The organism is Rossellomorea sp. NPDC077527, from assembly GCF_044542955.1.
In the GTDB taxonomy this organism is placed as follows: Bacteria; Bacillota; Bacilli; order Bacillales; family Bacillaceae_B; genus Rossellomorea; species Rossellomorea aquimaris_E.
The window spans coordinates 495,617-512,537 of sequence record NZ_JBITVL010000003.1; the positions used below are offsets into that span (position 1 = coordinate 495,617).

Genomic DNA, 16,921 nt, shown 5'->3' on the forward strand with positions numbered 1-16,921 from the left:
AAATTAAAAAATGTGGAGAATAAAAGCTTGGAGGATACACAATGGATTTTTATCTGATCATGAAATATTTATTTTTAGGGATTTTTCAAGGTTTCACGGAACCCATCCCGATCTCATCGAGTGGACATTTGCTGCTTGCTCAGCACTTTCTTGGAATTGAAGATGCTACATTGACTTTTGAAATGCTTGTCAACACCGCTTCATTGCTCGCTGTACTCATTATTTACCGTGAAGACATCATACGTCTGATCGTGAATGGATTGGGCTATTTTAAACATAAAACACCTGAAACGAAAAGAGATTTCCATTTCATTATCTACTTGATTATTGCAACAATCCCTGCTGGGTTAATTGGTGTTTTATTTGGGGACATAATTGAAAAACATTTAACTGGAATCACTACCGTAGGAATTACCCTGATTATTACCGGTATCGCACTGTGGCTGATCCGTAACCTTAGAGGGAGAAAGAATGATGGAGATTTAAATGTAAAAGACGCCATCATCATCGGTCTTGCCCAGGCGGTTGCCCTCATCCCTGGGATCAGTCGTTCAGGTGCTACGATCGTAGCAGCCATGGCCAGCGGAATGAAATCCGAAACAGCGCTGCGTTTCTCATTTCTTCTTTATATACCTGTAAGTGTCGGTGTCATGGTATTCGGCATCAGTGATCTAATGGACGACCCTGATTTAGCCTCTAGGGCGGTTCCGTACTTAGTCGCTTTCATTGCATCACTGATCGCTTCATACTTCTCATTAAAGTGGTTCATGAATATTATGGCTAAAGGAAACTTGAAATATTTTGCGATATACTGTGCCGTTGTTGGCGCTGCCGTCCTTATTTTCGCTTAATCCCCTTCTGTCCGTCCGGTGCCTTTGTTAAGCTTGTAATAAGACATTAAGATGGAAATGATGTGATTTCATGAGTGAATACCTTGAACTCCCTTCTGAGATTAAACAATTATTTATTGAAAATGAAACAGTCAAAACCGTAGAGAAAGGTCGTTTTTTGTTTCAGGAAGGAAAAGTAGCACACGAGCTATATTTAATCAAAGGCGGACGAGTTCAAATCAGCAAGATCATTCCTGACGGTCGTGAATTGTCCCTGCGCATCTGTTCGAGTAACGATGTGATCGGCGAGCTGACGTTATTTTGCAAAGAGGCTACTTACATGCTCAGTGCAAAGAGTTTGGAGGAGACGGAGGTCTTTGTGTTACCTAAGGAGGAATTTGAAGAAAAGCTTTCCCAGAACGGTGACCTGACAATTAAGTGGCTAAAATGGATACAACTTCAAAATCGGCAGAACCAAACAAAGTTCCGCGACCTGATCCTTCACGGGAAAAAAGGAGCCCTGTACTCTACCCTGATCCGCATGACCAATAGCTATGGAAAAAGCGTTAAAGATGGCATTCTCATCGATTTGCCCTTAACCAACCAGGAATTGGCCAATTTTTGCGGATCACCCAGGGAAGTGGTGAACCGCTTACTCAGTGAATTGAAGAAAAAAGACGTCCTCAGCTCGGAAAGAGGATACATCACCATTCACAATCTAGATTATTTAAAAGATGAGATCGATTGTGAAAATTGTCCGGTGTCCATATGCCGGATTGATTAAGAAATATACAAAAAAATCCCCAGGGACAAGGTTGCCTCCTGGGGATTTTTCATGACTATCAGGGATTACCGAATGCCCAATGCGATCTTAGCATAACGGGACATATTGTCTTTGCTCCAAGGTGGATTCCAGACGATGTCTACATCTGTTTCTTTGACTTCTGGAATGTCCCTCAATGCCGTTTTGACTTGATCAACGATGGTTCCTGCGAGTGGGCAACCCATTGATGTCAAGGTCATTGTGACAGTCGCTTTTCCTTCTTCGTCCAACTCCACATCATATACTAAACCTAAATTAACAATGTCTATTCCTAATTCAGGGTCGACTACCTGTTCCAAGGCACCCATCATGTTATCTTTAAGGTCTTGATCCATGCTAATCACTCCTTGTTCTTAATGCTTGTATCTCCTTCTTACTCATTACCAATCTTATCAAATATATAAGTAGAAAACAAAAGGTTAGGCTGATAAATGCTTTTCAAACCACTCGACAAGTTTTAATACGCCTTCCCGTGTCACTTTGTGATCGGCTTTATCGTCTTCGATAAAGAGCAGATGGTCTTCATTCTTTTGATAATAAGGTAAAATGCTGTCATAGAATTCCCTTGTAAGGTTAAAAGGTACGACTTTATCACGTTTTCCGTGCCAGAACATGAGTGGTCTTCCCCCGAGCTTATCAGGTTGAAGGCTCAGATCGTATTGTGCAAGCTCGTTCATCATGCTATCGATTTCCTCTTGGCTGAAGGGGATGTCATATCCTAACGATTCCACTTGAGACAATTGGGCTTTGGCAAACTTAACATACGTAGGATTTCCCATCAATGAAACAGCAGAGGATATCCACTGATATTGTGTCAGTGCACCCAATGTCACAATCCCTCCCATGGATGTACCGGCAACACCGATTCCACTCGGAAGGATTAGTCCTTTTTCTTCAAAATGTGCTTTTAAGACCGATAATTCATGAATCGTATTCAAGACAATCTTCCAAAAGACCTCTCCCAATTGATATTCTGATTTCCCGGTTGCCCGCTCTCCGTGCTCTAAACAATCGGGGAGAATCACCCTGAATCCCTTTTCCGCCAGTAGATAGGCGTAGTGAAGATTATGCTCTTTCGCACTCGTAAAGCCATGAATGAAAAAACATGTGGGTAATGGTTTATCTATGTATTCTTCCTTAACAAGGTGAAGAAATGGGATGTTTTGAATATTTGATTTATCAACTAAAATCATGATTGTCCTCTCCCTCCTGATTGCATTTCACTTTACTATGATATCCTACATTTGGTAGCATGTATAATATTTAAATCGTAAGCGAGTGTAAACATTTCTTAAAGTCAATAAGCAGGATATGGACAACTTTCAAGTTGTCACGGTACACTATAATAGCCTTAGACACCACTAAGATTGGGGATTTGTACAAATGAACTTACAAGAAAAACACCTGATTGTTTTAGATCTGGACGGAACATTATTAACCGATGAGAAGAAAATTTCGTCCAAAACTCACGATATATTGAAAAAAGCACGACTAATGGGGCATGAAGTGATGATTGCAACAGGTCGACCATTTCGTGCAAGTGAATTGTATTATCAACAATTAGAGTTGACGACTCCCATCGTCAACTTCAATGGTGCATTCGTGCATCATCCAACTGATTCATCATGGGGTCTTTATCATGAACCGATGGATTTAAAAGTCGCAAAACAAATCATTGATGCATGTGACGAATTTAAATTTCGCAACATTGTCGCTGAAGTTATGGATGATGTATATCTTCACTATCATGATGAAAAGATCATCGATGTGTTTATGATGGGGAATCCATCCATCTCTACAGGTGATATTCGCAATGTACTGACAGATCACCCCACCTCCATGCTCATCCATGCCGAAGAAGAGGATGTGGCCGAGATTCGTGCACATTTAGATGATGTTCATGCAGAACTGATCGATCATCGCCGTTGGGCTGCTCCATGGCACATCATTGAAATCGTCAAAACAGGGTTGAATAAGGCGGTGGGCATTGACCGCGTTGCCTCTTCCTTGAACATACCCAAAGAAAGAATCATCGCATTCGGGGATGAAGATAATGACCTTGAAATGCTGGAATACGCTGGAACTGGTGTCGCCATGGGAAACGCCATTGAGCCACTGAAAGATATCGCGAATGAAGTGACACTTTCCAATGAAGAGGATGGAATCGGCCGCTACCTGCAAAAGCGCTTCGACCTATAATCAATTGGCAACAGTGGGTATATCTTCTTACTTTATGTTCATCGTGAGAAAGCCATACTAGTAAGGAGCGCATCTCGCGTTCCAACTTGCAAAAGGGGTGGTAGTGATGGGTAGAAATAAATCAAAACGATTTGTACAACAAGGTAAGATTGCTGTATCAAAGCATGATGAGCGCATCCCGTATCATCTGACCTACGCTGAAGCAGAAGCGAAAAAGCTTGCTTCCAATGAAGGCTCAGGGGGGCTGGAATAATGAGCAATCCTTTATTCCAACAGGCCCGTAGTGCTGTATCTGCAGCCAAACAGGCGTGCAGTTCCGGGGAAAATGCTCAAATGTCCATTGATCAAGCAAAGAATGCTTTGTCCTCTGCTTATGCTAACTCAAATGTTGAAGAACAAAAGCAGCTGCATGCTCTTCAAGATGAGTTAAACCGCCTATCATAAATAAGATGAAAACAGGGTTGCCCGTGATGGACAACCCTGTTCTTTTTATGGAATGGTAATCAGATATGGATGAATGATCTTACCATCACCCGCATCCCTCTCATAGAGGCTTAAGAAGAGACTCCCATTTATCTTTTTCATCTCAGGAAGGATGATGGAAAACGTCGTCCAGTGAGGCGCTTCTTTATTTACTTTGAGGAACGTTTCAGAAACCAGAGTCCTATGACCATCTTCAACTGAATAATAGAAACTTCCGTTCGATACACGTGCTTGTCCACTTACCGTGTATCGGCCTTTAACTTCCCTAACCTTCACCCCTCTGAAAGAAGGATTTTCTTCAGGTACTGTAAATGAAGCAACAGCTCGAAAAGGAGTATTGAAACCACTCATATCTTCTCCCAATAGCATGGCTTCAATGGTATAGTCGCCCTTCCGGACACGCTTCCCGCTTTTCGTGTAATCCCATCTCTCTTTCCAGACCTTTGTTCCACCTTTAGAAATGTGTATAGTTTGAAAAGCTTGTAAGAATGATTTCCCCACACTATAGCGATACATTACATTTCCCGCTTTATTTTTGATCGTATAGTCAAACATCTGACTCGTACGAAACGTAATGTCCATATCACGAGAACTATTATTGTAAAGGATAAGCTGAATGTCGACTCCCTCTTCTCCAGGGAAGGCTTCCACGGAAAAAATCAAGGGAATATTCTCAGCTCTGGTACTCAGAGGTGCACATAAAAACAGGGAAAAGCTGAAAAGTATATACAGAATCGCCTTCAAGGTGATACCCCTTTCTAATTAGTTTCACCTATAGTATCTGTTAAACATCAAATTCTAATCTTTTCTAAAGAACCCAAAAATCCCGGTGGTTTGAACGATATTCGTAAACGCATCAGGATCTACATCCTTGATGGTATGTTCAAGCTCGTACAGTTCATAGCGTGAAATCACAATGATTAACATTTCTTTGTCTTCTCCGGAGAATGCGCCTTTAGCGGGCAAGGTCGTAATTCCCCTCACCAACTTGGAGTGAATGGCTTCCCTCAATTCATTCGATTTCTTGGTGACAATCATCGCGGTCAGCTTCTCATGTCTGGTATGGATGGCATCGATTACACGTGTGGAGGCGTATAATGTGACTAAGGTATATAAGGCTTTTTCCCAGCCGTAAAGGAATCCTGCAGACGTGATGATAACCGCATTCATCAAGAAAAAATAAGATCCGACCGGTTTATCTTTCATTCTTGAAAGAATCATGGCGATAATATCCATCCCCCCGGTAGACGCCCCCCATTTCAATGTGATCCCTACGCCAATTGCGGCAATAACCCCACCGAACACTGCGTTAAGCAGAATGTCGGGAGATAATTTAATGACAGGGATCACTTCCAGGAAAAAGGACGTTAAAAATACTGAAATAAAGCTGTATACAGTAAAGGAACGGCCGACTTTCAGCCACCCCAGGATGGTCACCGGGATATTGAGGATAAATAATAATATACCTGTTGAAATATTAAAGGGTGCAAATTCCTTTAATACACTCGACAACAGCTGGGCAAGTCCCGTAAAGCCACTCGCATAAACATTGGCCGGGATAAGAAAAAAGTTCATGGCAATGGCCCCTAACAGGGATCCCACCAACACCACGACAAACTTTTTCGCTTCCAGCTGAACATGATCTCTCGACATACACATACCTCCTGCATCTTGTTGTTATTTTTCTATGTTCCACATTTCATCTTAACTAAACTCCCTCTATTATTCATCTTTTTATGATAAATTCATGGTCAATCGATTGTTATTTTTGTCAAAAATAGCTAGACTAAAGCTATATGAAAAGTCAAAGGATGATGAGGATGACAGTAAAATTATTTGCAGATAGTGCAAGCGACCTTCCTGCTGCCTATTTCAACGAACACAACATAGAGCTACTGCCGCTTAAAGTACATATAGATGGTCAGGACTACGAGGACTTGATCGACATCGAACCTAAAACCGTCTTCAATAAAATCAGGGACGGGCATATGCCGAAAACGTCTCAAGTGTCACCGGACCTATTCCTTAAACAATTCACTCAGCTTGCAGAATCCAACCAATCCGGCATATACGTTGCGTTTTCTTCTCAGTTATCCGGTACCTATCAAACAGCGGTCATGATTCGGGATCAAGTAAAAGAGGACTACCCCCAACTCGACCTGACAATCATTGACTCGAGATGTGCCTCACTGGGTTACGGTTTGGTCGTCATGAAAGCTGCCGAACTTCTAAAAAACGGCGGCACAAAAGAAGAAATCATAGAGGGAGCCCGTTTCCATTCAGAGCATATGGAACATCTCTTCACTGTAGAAGATCTCGAGTACCTCGCAAAAGGAGGCAGAGTTTCCAAGGCTTCAGCCTTTCTAGGCGGCCTCCTGAATATCAAACCACTTCTGCATGTAGAAGATGGAAAGCTTGTTCCGATTGAAAAGATGCGCGGAAAAAAGAAACTTCTTAAACGCATTCTTGATTTAATGTCAGAACGAGGCGAAAACCTTTCGGAACAGGTCATCGCGATCAGTCATGGGGATGACGAAGAACTTGCCCTTGAAATGAAACAGCTGATCGAAGAAAGATTTTCACCGAAGGAAGTTTACATCAGTATTATTGGATGTGCAATCGGATCTCATACAGGTACAGGAACTTTAGCCATATTTTTCTTAAACAAGCACTCATAAACTTCCCTCCCCTTCCTCATACTAAGAAGGAAATCCATTATGGAAGGGTGAAGCACGATGCCACATACATCAGATAATGAAAAAAAGGCAAAAGACAACAATGCCCTGCGTCAGGAAAAGAATAAAATCAAAGAAGTGAACCGGAAAGCCGGTAAAAATCAATACTCCAAAAAAACCGATCATCTGTAAGAGGTGAAACGGACGATGGCACCAGTTCTTAAATGAGCTGGTGCCTTTCTTATCTTTGAAATGAACTTGATACTCAAAAACCTTTCTACAATCCATCCAAAGAAGTTGTCTGTACCATCATAGCTTGTCTATAATGAAGAGAGAAAAGATTATGGAGGGATTACATATGGCAAAGGAAAGTTCATTCGATATCGTATCCAAGGTGGATATGTCAGAAGTAAGCAATGCAATACAAATCGCGTTGAAAGAGGTTCAAACACGATATGACTTCAAAGGCAGCAAAAGCGACATAAAGCTTGACGGAGAAGAAATCGTTCTCGTTTCCGATGATGAATTCAAAATGAATCAGTTGAAGGACGTCCTTCTTAGTAAATTGATCAAGCGCAATGTTCCGGTAAAGAATCTTGACTACAGCAAACTCGAGGGAGCATCAGGCGGTACTGTCCGTCAGCGCGCCAAACTGGTACAAGGGATTGACAAAGACAATGCAAAAAAAATCAACACCATCATCAAAAACTCCGGGGTGAAGGTAAAGAGTCAAGTGCAGGATGATCAAGTACGCGTAACAGGCAAAAGCAAAGATGATCTTCAAAAAATCATCGCAGCCATTCGTGAAGCAGACCTCTCCATTGATGTACAATACGTAAACTTCCGTTAATACGGTTTTTCAAAGAAGTCTAATGGGTACAATAACTCCATTAGACTTCTTTTGTTTAGGAGGCAGAACATGAAGAAAAAGGTCATCATTATCGGTGCGGTTGGCGGAGGCGCCACAACGGCATCCCAAATTAGGAAAGTCGACAGCGAAATCGAAATCATCCTTCTTGAGAAAACATCGTACTTATCATATGGGGCGTGTGGAATGCCCTATTATTTGGGAGATGTGATCAAAGATCGGGAAAGTCTCTTTGCAGCCACTCCTGAAACGTTACATACGAAAAAAAGGATCGATGTCAGAATGCATCACGAGGCGTTACAGATTAACAGAGAAAATAAATCGGTAACGGTAAGGGATCATGATCGTAACAGGGATTACGAAGAAACATATGATTATCTGGTTGTGGCAACGGGTGCCTCTCCTTTTATTCCGGACATTCCCGGCCTTCATCAAATCCCAGCTTTCCATCTGAGAACCGTTGAAGACATGGACAGGATTAAACAGTTTGTACAAACCGAAAAGCCTGGAACATGTACCATCATTGGCGGTGGGTTCATCGGTGTGGAAATGGCAGAGAACTTCACTCATCTGGGAATGAAGGTGAATGTCGTTGAAAGGTCGGAGCACGTCATCAGCACGATCGATGAAGAGACTGCATTAACCTTACAGGATCATATCAGTGAGAATGGAGTAACGTTGTACACGAATGACGGACTGAAGGAAGTGTTACCTGAATGCACCCTGAAACTTGACAGTGGAGAAACCTTGCAGTCTGATTTCATTCTTCTTTCCGTAGGGGTAAAGCCGAACAATAATCTCCCAAAGGAAGCTGGGTTATCCTTAGGGGAATCGGGTGGGGTCCTCTGTAATGAATTCATGCAGACTGACGATCCATCCATTTATGCTGTCGGCGATGTCGTAGAATTCATTGACTATATTGATGGAACCCCGAAACAAGTTCCACTTGCCTGGCCCGCCCACCGGCAAGCCTACATCGTCGCGAAGTACCTGTCGGGAAATCCGATTCCTTTCAAAGGGATGCTTGGGACAGCGATAGCGAAAGTATTCGATCTTTCCATCGCTTCTACGGGACTGAATGAGAAAGAGTTACATGATAAAGGATACTGCTATCAAACAGCTGTTCATGAAGGGAAGTCTCACGCAGGATATTATCCCGGGGCTCATGACGTATATGTCCGCGTCCATTTCTGTCCTGATACAGGTAAGATCTTTGGTGGAAATGTCGTAGGAGGAGAAGGTGTGGATAAACAAATTGACACACTTGCCACTGCCATTTACGGTGGTTTGACGATTACCGATCTTCAGGAGATCGAAACCTGCTACGCTCCTCCCTTTTCTTCTCCAAAAGGGTTGTTAAATATGATTGGATATAAAGGTGCAGGATTGATGAATAAGAAATAGGAACTAACAGGCTTCTCTTAGCAGTGGCCTGTTTTTTTTGGGGGATGTAATCAGATTGAATGGTGTTGTCGGTATCGGTAAAAATTGTTAAACGGCTGAATTTTCACTGAAAACGGCTGGATATTTTGCTATTCCGGATGGATATCATCGGGAAACGGCTGGATTTTTCAGTAAAACCGCTGGATTTTCCAAAGATTCGGCTGGATTCCTTCCCCTCTTTTACACTCAAATAATCCTACCTCCTCCCTGATCCAACCTCACCTCCATCTCCTCCCAAAAACCACGTTAATAAATATTTTTTCCGGGTAAACACTATTCTAAGATAACCTAAACCACCAACAAAGGAGTGTTTTCATTGGCACAGCAAAATCAAAAGCAAACATTTCCCCCGCAGCATCAGGATCACCAGCCTGGTACGGTGGGAGAAATGAACCCTCAACCTATTCACACAGATCAAAACTATAAAGGAAGCGGCAAGTTGGATGGGAAGATTGCCCTTATCACTGGAGGGGACAGCGGGATCGGCCGTTCGGTTGCTTGGTATTTCGCAAGGGAAGGGGCCCATGTGGCCATTTCATATCTTGACGAGCATGAAGATGCCAATAAAACAAAAGAATTGGTAGAAGCTGAAGGAGTCAGATGCCTTCTTTTCCCCGGAGATATTGGCAGCTCCACTTTTTGCAACGATATCCTGAATAAGACGATTTCCGAGTTCGGTAAGCTTGATATACTCGTGAATAACGCCGCGGAGCAACATCCTCAGGCAGGGCTTACGGATATTAGCGATGAGCAGCTTGAGCGTACGTTCAAAACGAATGTATTCTCCATGTTTTACTTGACGAGAGCTGCTCTACCTCATCTTAAGAAAGGGGCATCCATCATCAATACAGCTTCGATAACGGCGTATAAAGGGAATAAAGACCTGATTGATTACTCCTCTACCAAGGGGGCCATTGTCAGCTTCACCCGCTCCCTGGCTGAAAATATTGCATCCGACGGCATTCGGGTGAACGGTATAGCTCCAGGGCCGATCTGGACGCCGCTGATTCCATCCACCTTTAGTTCTCAAAAGGTTGCTGAATTTGGTGGAAACACCCCGCTTGGCCGGGCCGGACAGCCATTTGAACTGGGACCAGCCTACGTATACCTGGCAAGCGACGATTCAAGCTATGTTTCGGGGCAGATGATCCATATCAACGGCGGGACCGTCATTAACGGATAAAAGAAAAAGCGACTGAAGACAATGATGCTCTTTCTTAGGAGCATCATCTTTTCAGTCGCTTTTTACTATTCATTCACTTTACGCTCACTACAAGAACATCGTTTTACAAGATGATGCGGAACAATGATTCTCTTGATCGGCTCTTTCGGGTTCTCAATTTTTTGAATCAGGCTTTTCGCTGCCTCGTTCCCAAGATTAAAAATGTTGATATCAACTGACGTGAGCGGTGGTCTGGACATCTCAGCAAGAAGTACGTTATTGAAGCTGACAATGGAGATATCTTCAGGTACCCGGATGCCCATCTCATCGAGTGTATTCAAGACACCAAGTGCCATTAAATCATCTGCTACCACAAGTGCCGTCGGGGGCTCATTCAGCTGCATGAGCTCATTAATGGCTTCACGCCCCCCTTCACGAAGAAATTCTTCATGAATGATATATTCGTCCTTCATCTCGATCCCTGCATTCCTAAGGGACTTTTCGTATCCTAACAACCTCTCCACTGTCACGACGAGATTAAGATCTCCTCCGATAAAGCCAATGCCTTCATGCCCGAGCTCCAAGAGATAATCCGTTACTTCCTTTGTCGCACGGTAGTTGTCATTGTCCACATGTGTAATTTCTTCACAATATTTATAAGGTTTTCCGACGACGACAAAAGGAAAATTCCGGTCTTTTAAGTAGTTCATCACTTTATCTTCAACTTTCGAGTAAAGCAGGATGATCCCGTCCACCCGTCCACCCTGGACCATTTGAACGACCCCATCATATATTTCCTCTTCGGATTGACCTGTCGACATTTGAAGGGCATACTGTTTTTCTTGAGCCCCTTCACTTAACCCTCTTAATACCGTCGGAAAGAATGGATTTTGGGAAAAAGTACTCGCCGAACCTGGTAAAACAAGTCCTAATACTTGAGTGGACTGATTTGCCAAACTCCGTGCAATGAAGTTAGGGTGATAACCCAATTGCTCCATTGCTTCCCGTACTTTTTGTTTTGTTTTTTCGCTTATTCTTGGATTGTTTGCTATAACTCGCGATACGGTGGATGGTGCTACGTTTGCAAGTTTAGCCACATCCTTTATGGTGACCGCCATTCGTTCCACCTCCCTCTTTCGAAAAAAGCGAATCCCTGACACGGGATGCTTTCTATTAGATTAAAACGCTTCCAATTTATTATTTATAAAAGGGACAGCAGGGACTTAATCTAGTACCCTGCAAGAATTTCATTGCTTCTTCTTTCCTTTCCCCCGCTTCCAAACGAGATAGAGGAATAGAAAGAATAAGAAGTACATGGTCCCCAGTGTAAATAGATAAGGATAATTCAGCCCGCTCTTGCCTTTAAGCAAATAAATCTCTGCTTCTTCACGGTCCATCACGAGGTGAAAGTTACCATCCTTATCACTCCGTACCAGGTCATCACCGATTAATCCCTTTAATTCATGATTATCCGCTAAATCTTCTTTCGTTAATTGAATATTTTGCGTTTCACTCGTATTGTTGATGGCTATGACGGTTGTTTGATCCTTGTACGTGCGCTTAAAGATCCCCATGCCATCTTTGTTGTAGAGGGGTTCGATATTCCCTCTCGTCAATGATGGGTATTGTTGACGAAGCTCACCAAGTCGACTGATATAATCAATCAGTTCTTCATCAGCCCGGAAATTCATAAAGCGGCGGTTGTCAGGATCGTTGCCACCGTCCATCGCAATTTCAGATCCGTAATACATGATCGGAATGCCCGGGGTAGTGTACATATACGTAAGAGCAAGCTTCCACCTTGTTCCCGGGAATAGCTTCTCTTGAACAATCATTCTCGTAAATCGTTCCATATCATGATTATCTATGAATGTTCCCATTAGATAAGGATTGTCATAATAGGTTTCATTGTATTTCCAAAAGTTGAATAGCCGCTCCATGGAGGTATCCGGCTTCTGGAATACGGTACGCATTTCTTCAGCCTGAGGGACGTTGACGAAGCCGTCGATCCCTACATCATTGTACGCAGCAATCTTTTGGGGATCCCGGTCGAACACTTCCCCTAACAGGTAGAAGTCATCTTTCACAGACTTCACTTCATCACTGAATTCGTCCCAGAACGCTTGAGGGACATGACGCACTGTGTCCAGACGATATCCATCAATGTCGGTTTCTTTGATCCACCACTTGGCAGCATCAAATAGGTAGTTTTTCACTTCGGGATTTTCTGTATTTAAATCGGGAAGATCATATAACCACGCATTCTGAAGACTTTCTTCATTATTAAAATTCATCGGCTGTTTCTCATGGAACCAATCGGCTTTTTCAGGGTCATTCACCCAAGGGTGCTCGGGACCGACATGATTGACCACAAAGTCGAGCATGACTTTCATGTCCCGCTTATGAGCTTCTTCCACAAGTTTTTTGAATGTCTTCATGGATCCGAAATGTTCTTCCGTTTTGTAGAAATCAGTGATCCAATATCCGTGGTAACCCATCGGCTGATTATCGAAGATCGGTGTCAGCCAAATGGCGGTGAATCCCATGTCCTTGATATAATCCAGCTTATCGATGATTCCTTGGAAGTCCCCGCCCTGATAGGCCTTCGGGTCCTCTGTGTTTACGTTCTTATCATTGCTCATATCCCCATTATTAAAGCGATCGACCATCAGAAAATAAATGGTCTCATCCTGCCATGTTCGTTCTTCTTTTTCAACTGCTCCTACCGGAAGGGCGTAAAAAAGAAGAAACGGGACTAAAATGAGAGATAATACTCTTCTTTTCATCTCCGCTCCTCCTAAAATTGTTAGTAACGCCTATAAGATTATCCTTTTGTACCCCCTGCCGTCAATCCTGAAACGAAGTATTTCTGGAAGAACAGGAATAATAGGGCAATCGGTACGGCAATGAGGACCGAACCGGCAGCGAAGGTAGTAAATTCCGCTCCGAATTGCTTCGCCACCATATCATAAAGGGCAACCGGTAATGTGTACATTTTTTCTGAACGTAATAGAATACTTGCAATGATAAAGTCTGCGAATGGTGCGATGAAAGAAAACAGTGCAACAACGGCAATAATCGGTTTTGCAAGGGGCATGACGATTTGGAAGAAAATTCTCAAATGTCCTGCTCCGTCCATCTTGGCTGATTCATCAAGCTCTTTCGGAATGGTATCAAGATACCCTTTCATTAACCATGTGTTCATCGGGATTTGACCTCCAACATAAACGAGGATCAAACCAATGTGAGTATCCAAAAGTTTCGTTAATAATGCTAATACGAAAATCGCAATCAGTGCGGCGAAATTCGGTATCATTTGTAAGATCAAGAATGTCATCAGTCCATTTTTACGTCCTGCAAAACGGTATCGAGAGAAAGAATAAGCTGTCAGACTGACAAGTAAAACGGTAAGGGCCATCGTAGATAAACTGACCTTTAATGAATTCCAGTACCAAAGCATATAATTACTTTTTTCTAAGTCAAATAGTTCCTTATAATGTGCCAATGTAGCATTTTTCGGAATGATAGATGAACCGGATAAACTTTGACCCGGGTTGAAAGAAGATCCGATGATCCAGGCAACCGGGTAAAGAATGATGGCAAACATGATTCCGATGACTGCGTATGAAAGTGTTAAACGTATGAGTTTCTGTCTCTTCATATTCATATTACATCATATCCTCTTCTTGGAATGATTTCGTTCTCTTGAACTGCCATATCGCTACCGTGATGACGATGATGGATAATAATAATGTGATGGCCGCGGCTTTTGAATACTGAGCGGATGTCATCGTCAAACTGTAGATCCACGAGATCAGGATGTCCGTTCCACCAGCGTTCTGTCCTGTTAAAGCTGGTCCGCCACCATTGAACAAGTAAATAACATTGAAGTTATTAAAGTTAAACGTGTACTGCGTAATGATGATTGGAGCCGTTGCGAAAAGAACAAGGGGCAACGTGATGTTTTTGAATTTCTGGAATGCCGATGCACCGTCAACCGTCGCTGCTTCATAAAGTTCATCAGGAATGGATTGAAGCACCCCTGTTGTCATGGCAAAGATGAACGGGAAGCCCAGCCAGGCTTGAATACAAATCAATGCAATTCTTGTATACATCGGTTCGGTCATCCATGGTAAACCTTCAATTCCGAAGAATCCAAGGATGTCCCGGTTGATTGTACCAAATGATTCATTGAACATTCCGGCGAAAACGAGAATTGAAACGAAAGCCGGGATGGCCCAAGGCAGGATAAAAACCGTACGTATGATGGCTTTCCCTTTCAAATCCTTTTGATTGACAAGGATGGCAAGGAATACTCCAAGTGCTACCTGAAGTGTTGTCGCTCCAAATGTCCATACGAGCGTCCAGGCAAGTACGGTAATGAATGTTTCCCTCCAAATATCAATTTTGAAAATATCAACAAAGTTTTGAATCCCCACCCAGTCGACCAATTTAGCCGGTGGTGAATGATACAAATCGTAGTTTGTAAACGCCAGTAGGACAACAAAGATAATTGGGAAGATGACTACAAATACAAGCAGTAAAAATCCAGGAGACATAATAAGGTATGGGAATCCATTGTCGATCAGATTTTTGTACTGCTCACGGATCGTGCTAAGTTTCTCTCCCCTGTCTCTCTTTTCTCCGTTCTTATAAGCGTCCCGAAGATTGAACAGGTAAAAGCCAATTCCAAAAATAGATACAATGATTGCTAAAATACCGTATACCATTAAGAAAATGGAATGATCTCCGTATGAGACGTCTGTCCCTAGGGTCGTAATTCCCCATAATCCGTAGCCGATCAAATCTCTGAAGACAAGGATAAAGGCGGCTGTCATGATCAGGAAAAATCCGCCCTTCATAAACTGCCTATGATACATCTGACCTAATCCTGGGATTAGGGAAAGGGCCAGCGCTGTTTTTCTATGTTTTGTTTGATAGGATTGTTGCTCCATCCTATATTCCCCTTTCTACGTTCACGATTTTGATAAGCTTCAAGAGCTTTTTAAGAAAAAAAGTGTTTATTTCCTTAAAAAGCCCTTGAATAGGTCTTTAAAAGGATAGCAGTACCTCTCAGGATGAGAAGGTACCGCTATTGTTTAATAATTAGTTAGAATGATTAGCATCAATGTTCTGCTCGATTTGTTTCACCGCTGCATCAAGAGCCGCTTTTGGTTCTTGCTTACCGGTTACAACCGTTTGAAGTGAATCAGCCATTGGTCCCCAAACTTCTCCCATTTCAGGAATGTTTGGCATTGGAACCGCATATTGTGATTGCTCGGCAACCGCTTTTGCACCCGGGTTGTCAGCAATCGCTGGATCGTCGATCAAACCTTGGTTCGTTGGAACTTCCTGTGTTTGTTCGAAACGTAATTTCGCATATTCGTCTTGAGTGATGAACTCGATGAATTTTTGAGCCCACTCTTTATTTTTAGAATAGCCTGACACGTGCCAGCCTTTCACACCCATGAATGTTTTCATTGGCTCTCCGTTTGGAAGCTTAGGCATAGCAGCGATACCGATGTCGATTCCGGCATCTTTATATCCTTGGAAAGACCAAGGACCGTTCATGACTGAAGCAACTTTTCCTTCTCCAAATAGACCGTCAAGTGCAGATCCACCGTTTTCCCCAATGATTCCTTTAGGGAATAATCCATCTGTGTACCATTTTTGAATATATTCAGTACCTTCTACAGCACTTTCATTGTTTAATCCAAGGTCTTTCGCATCCAATGCCCCATCATTTTCAGCAAATACATATCCGCCGAATCCACCGATTGGTGCATGTGCGAAATAGAAGTTGTCCCATAGAGCTAAGAAACCATAGTTTCCATCTTTCGTGAAATCTTTAGCGAATGTATATACTTCATCCATTGTCTTTGGCGCTTCATCCATTAACGCCTTATTGTAAACAAATACCGGCGTTTCAGAAGACTTTGGAAGACCATATAATTTCCCATCATAACTCTCAGCTGTCATGGAAGATTCAGTGAAGCGTTTTTCAATGTCCCCATCCACTTCTAGAGGAGCAATATGCCCTGCAAGAGCAAGTTCACCAATTTGGTCATGTGGTAATGTCAATACGTCCGGGCCAGTTCCCGCAGGACCGTCTAAACGTAATTGTTCTTTCATTTTAGTCGCCATTTCGACTTCTTTCACTTCAACTTTGATGCCAGTCTCTTCTTCGAACTTGGCACCTACTTCATCCAGCCATCCAGTTTTCTCTTGATCTTCCCAGACAACCAGTTTTTCAGGTTTGTTTGCATCGTCAGCCTTTTTCTCTCCGCTGTCGCTGGATCCTTCCTCACGGTTTGGACCACAAGCAGCGAGCGCCCCTAATACAAGCATGATTACCATCAGTAATGATAACGCTTTCTTCATCTTGACCCCTCCTAAGTATGGTAAAAACGATTAATCCATATTTTAGATTGAACAAAC

Annotated in this window: 20 protein-coding genes; 10 read left to right on the forward strand and 10 right to left on the reverse strand. The window is 42.7% G+C overall.

Annotated elements, in window-relative coordinates:
* Positions 1–41 precede the first annotated feature (41 nt).
* Together ACIGG7_RS12430 and ACIGG7_RS12435 are read left to right on the forward strand one after the other, a co-directional pair.
* Complete coding sequence (locus tag ACIGG7_RS12430; RefSeq protein ID WP_224941556.1) at positions 42–851, forward strand: undecaprenyl-diphosphate phosphatase; 810 nt, start codon at positions 42–44, stop codon at positions 849–851.
* Between the two features lie 70 nt (positions 852–921).
* On the forward strand, positions 922–1,614 hold the full coding sequence (locus ACIGG7_RS12435; protein ID WP_224941557.1) for a Crp/Fnr family transcriptional regulator: 693 nt from the start codon (positions 922–924) through the stop codon (positions 1,612–1,614).
* A gap of 65 nt (positions 1,615–1,679) precedes the next feature.
* Here the strand turns inward: ACIGG7_RS12435 and ACIGG7_RS12440 are convergent, their stop codons facing one another.
* Positions 1,680–1,988, reverse strand: a complete 309-nt coding sequence (locus ACIGG7_RS12440) for a metal-sulfur cluster assembly factor (protein ID WP_224941558.1) — start codon at positions 1,986–1,988, stop codon at positions 1,680–1,682.
* A gap of 84 nt (positions 1,989–2,072) precedes the next feature.
* A complete protein-coding gene (locus ACIGG7_RS12445; RefSeq protein ID WP_397549913.1) occupies positions 2,073–2,846 on the reverse strand; it encodes a prolyl oligopeptidase family serine peptidase in 774 nt (257 codons plus the stop codon).
* Between the two features lie 190 nt (positions 2,847–3,036).
* Here ACIGG7_RS12445 and ACIGG7_RS12450 point away from each other — a divergent pair, with 190 nt between their 5' ends.
* The 3 genes from ACIGG7_RS12450 (at position 3,037) to ACIGG7_RS12460 (ending at position 4,296) form a co-directional block, all read left to right on the forward strand.
* Positions 3,037–3,852 carry a Cof-type HAD-IIB family hydrolase gene (locus tag ACIGG7_RS12450; protein ID WP_397549914.1) on the forward strand — a complete coding sequence of 272 codons (816 nt, stop codon included), beginning with the start codon at positions 3,037–3,039 and terminating at the stop codon, positions 3,850–3,852.
* A 106-nt stretch (positions 3,853–3,958) separates the two neighbouring features.
* Positions 3,959–4,105, forward strand: a complete 147-nt coding sequence (locus ACIGG7_RS12455; protein WP_224941561.1) for a hypothetical protein — start codon at positions 3,959–3,961, stop codon at positions 4,103–4,105.
* A complete protein-coding gene (locus ACIGG7_RS12460) occupies positions 4,105–4,296 on the forward strand; it encodes a DUF3813 domain-containing protein (RefSeq protein ID WP_224941562.1) in 192 nt (63 codons plus the stop codon). The genes ACIGG7_RS12455 and ACIGG7_RS12460 overlap by 1 nt, the downstream gene beginning before the upstream one ends.
* A 45-nt stretch (positions 4,297–4,341) precedes the next feature.
* Here the strand turns inward: ACIGG7_RS12460 and ACIGG7_RS12465 are convergent, their stop codons facing one another.
* Complete coding sequence (locus ACIGG7_RS12465; RefSeq protein ID WP_224941563.1) at positions 4,342–4,998, reverse strand: BsuPI-related putative proteinase inhibitor; 657 nt, start codon at positions 4,996–4,998, stop codon at positions 4,342–4,344.
* 135 nt (positions 4,999–5,133) lie between these two features.
* Entirely contained in the window at positions 5,134–5,988 is an 855-nt protein-coding gene (locus ACIGG7_RS12470) for a YitT family protein (RefSeq protein WP_224941564.1), read from the reverse strand.
* Positions 5,989–6,155: 167 nt separating this feature from the next.
* On the opposite strand from ACIGG7_RS12470, the gene ACIGG7_RS12475 reads away from it, so the two are divergent.
* The 4 genes from ACIGG7_RS12475 to ACIGG7_RS12490 all read left to right on the forward strand — a co-directional run bounded on the left by ACIGG7_RS12475 (position 6,156) and on the right by ACIGG7_RS12490 (position 9,282).
* Positions 6,156–7,013, forward strand: a complete 858-nt coding sequence (locus ACIGG7_RS12475; protein WP_397549915.1) for a DegV family protein — start codon at positions 6,156–6,158, stop codon at positions 7,011–7,013.
* A gap of 57 nt (positions 7,014–7,070) precedes the next feature.
* A complete protein-coding gene (locus tag ACIGG7_RS12480; RefSeq protein WP_098353057.1) occupies positions 7,071–7,202 on the forward strand; it encodes a DUF3941 domain-containing protein in 132 nt (43 codons plus the stop codon).
* Positions 7,203–7,368: 166 nt separating this feature from the next.
* Positions 7,369–7,860 (forward strand): YajQ family cyclic di-GMP-binding protein, encoded by a 492-nt coding sequence (locus ACIGG7_RS12485; RefSeq protein ID WP_034763412.1) that lies wholly within the window; start codon positions 7,369–7,371, stop codon positions 7,858–7,860.
* A gap of 69 nt (positions 7,861–7,929) precedes the next feature.
* Positions 7,930–9,282, forward strand: coding sequence for a CoA-disulfide reductase (locus ACIGG7_RS12490; RefSeq protein WP_397549916.1), 1,353 nt, complete (start codon positions 7,930–7,932; stop codon positions 9,280–9,282).
* A 103-nt stretch (positions 9,283–9,385) separates the two neighbouring features.
* Here ACIGG7_RS12490 and ACIGG7_RS12495 read toward each other — a convergent pair whose 3' ends face one another.
* Entirely contained in the window at positions 9,386–9,511 is a 126-nt protein-coding gene (locus tag ACIGG7_RS12495; protein WP_397549917.1) for a hypothetical protein, read from the reverse strand.
* Between the two features lie 126 nt (positions 9,512–9,637).
* Here ACIGG7_RS12495 and ACIGG7_RS12500 point away from each other — a divergent pair, with 126 nt between their 5' ends.
* On the forward strand, positions 9,638–10,504 hold the full coding sequence (locus tag ACIGG7_RS12500; protein WP_224941567.1) for an SDR family oxidoreductase: 867 nt from the start codon (positions 9,638–9,640) through the stop codon (positions 10,502–10,504).
* A gap of 65 nt (positions 10,505–10,569) precedes the next feature.
* On the opposite strand, the gene ACIGG7_RS12505 is transcribed toward ACIGG7_RS12500, so the two are convergent.
* The 5 genes from ACIGG7_RS12505 to ACIGG7_RS12525 form a co-directional block, all read right to left on the reverse strand.
* On the reverse strand, positions 10,570–11,601 hold the full coding sequence (locus ACIGG7_RS12505; RefSeq protein WP_224941568.1) for a LacI family DNA-binding transcriptional regulator: 1,032 nt from the start codon (positions 11,599–11,601) through the stop codon (positions 10,570–10,572).
* 129 nt (positions 11,602–11,730) lie between these two features.
* Positions 11,731–13,269, reverse strand: coding sequence for an alpha-amylase family glycosyl hydrolase (locus tag ACIGG7_RS12510; protein WP_397549918.1), 1,539 nt, complete (start codon positions 13,267–13,269; stop codon positions 11,731–11,733).
* A gap of 38 nt (positions 13,270–13,307) precedes the next feature.
* The gene (locus tag ACIGG7_RS12515) at positions 13,308–14,150 is read right to left on the reverse strand and encodes a sugar ABC transporter permease (RefSeq protein ID WP_224941570.1); all 843 of its coding nucleotides are present in this window, start codon (positions 14,148–14,150) and stop codon (positions 13,308–13,310) included.
* 1 nt (position 14,151) lies between these two features.
* Positions 14,152–15,438, reverse strand: coding sequence for a carbohydrate ABC transporter permease (locus ACIGG7_RS12520; protein ID WP_224941571.1), 1,287 nt, complete (start codon positions 15,436–15,438; stop codon positions 14,152–14,154).
* Positions 15,439–15,589: 151 nt separating this feature from the next.
* Positions 15,590–16,864, reverse strand: coding sequence for an extracellular solute-binding protein (locus tag ACIGG7_RS12525; RefSeq protein WP_397549919.1), 1,275 nt, complete (start codon positions 16,862–16,864; stop codon positions 15,590–15,592).
* Between the last annotated feature and the right edge of the window lie 57 nt (positions 16,865–16,921).

Coding starts and splice junctions, on each gene's coding strand:
- ACIGG7_RS12430 (WP_224941556.1), top strand. CDS start 42: ATGGATTTTTATCTGATCATGAAATATTTATTTTTAGGGATTTTTCAA.
- ACIGG7_RS12435 (WP_224941557.1), top strand. CDS start 922: ATGAGTGAATACCTTGAACTCCCTTCTGAGATTAAACAATTATTTATT.
- ACIGG7_RS12440 (WP_224941558.1), bottom strand. CDS start 1,988: ATGGATCAAGACCTTAAAGATAACATGATGGGTGCCTTGGAACAGGTA.
- ACIGG7_RS12445 (WP_397549913.1), bottom strand. CDS start 2,846: ATGATTTTAGTTGATAAATCAAATATTCAAAACATCCCATTTCTTCAC.
- ACIGG7_RS12450 (WP_397549914.1), top strand. CDS start 3,037: ATGAACTTACAAGAAAAACACCTGATTGTTTTAGATCTGGACGGAACA.
- ACIGG7_RS12455 (WP_224941561.1), top strand. CDS start 3,959: ATGGGTAGAAATAAATCAAAACGATTTGTACAACAAGGTAAGATTGCT.
- ACIGG7_RS12460 (WP_224941562.1), top strand. CDS start 4,105: ATGAGCAATCCTTTATTCCAACAGGCCCGTAGTGCTGTATCTGCAGCC.
- ACIGG7_RS12470 (WP_224941564.1), bottom strand. CDS start 5,988: ATGTCGAGAGATCATGTTCAGCTGGAAGCGAAAAAGTTTGTCGTGGTG.
- ACIGG7_RS12475 (WP_397549915.1), top strand. CDS start 6,156: ATGACAGTAAAATTATTTGCAGATAGTGCAAGCGACCTTCCTGCTGCC.
- ACIGG7_RS12480 (WP_098353057.1), top strand. CDS start 7,071: ATGCCACATACATCAGATAATGAAAAAAAGGCAAAAGACAACAATGCC.
- ACIGG7_RS12485 (WP_034763412.1), top strand. CDS start 7,369: ATGGCAAAGGAAAGTTCATTCGATATCGTATCCAAGGTGGATATGTCA.
- ACIGG7_RS12490 (WP_397549916.1), top strand. CDS start 7,930: ATGAAGAAAAAGGTCATCATTATCGGTGCGGTTGGCGGAGGCGCCACA.
- ACIGG7_RS12505 (WP_224941568.1), bottom strand. CDS start 11,601: ATGGCGGTCACCATAAAGGATGTGGCTAAACTTGCAAACGTAGCACCA.
- ACIGG7_RS12510 (WP_397549918.1), bottom strand. CDS start 13,269: ATGAAAAGAAGAGTATTATCTCTCATTTTAGTCCCGTTTCTTCTTTTT.
- ACIGG7_RS12515 (WP_224941570.1), bottom strand. CDS start 14,150: ATGAATATGAAGAGACAGAAACTCATACGTTTAACACTTTCATACGCA.
- ACIGG7_RS12520 (WP_224941571.1), bottom strand. CDS start 15,438: ATGGAGCAACAATCCTATCAAACAAAACATAGAAAAACAGCGCTGGCC.
- ACIGG7_RS12525 (WP_397549919.1), bottom strand. CDS start 16,864: ATGAAGAAAGCGTTATCATTACTGATGGTAATCATGCTTGTATTAGGG.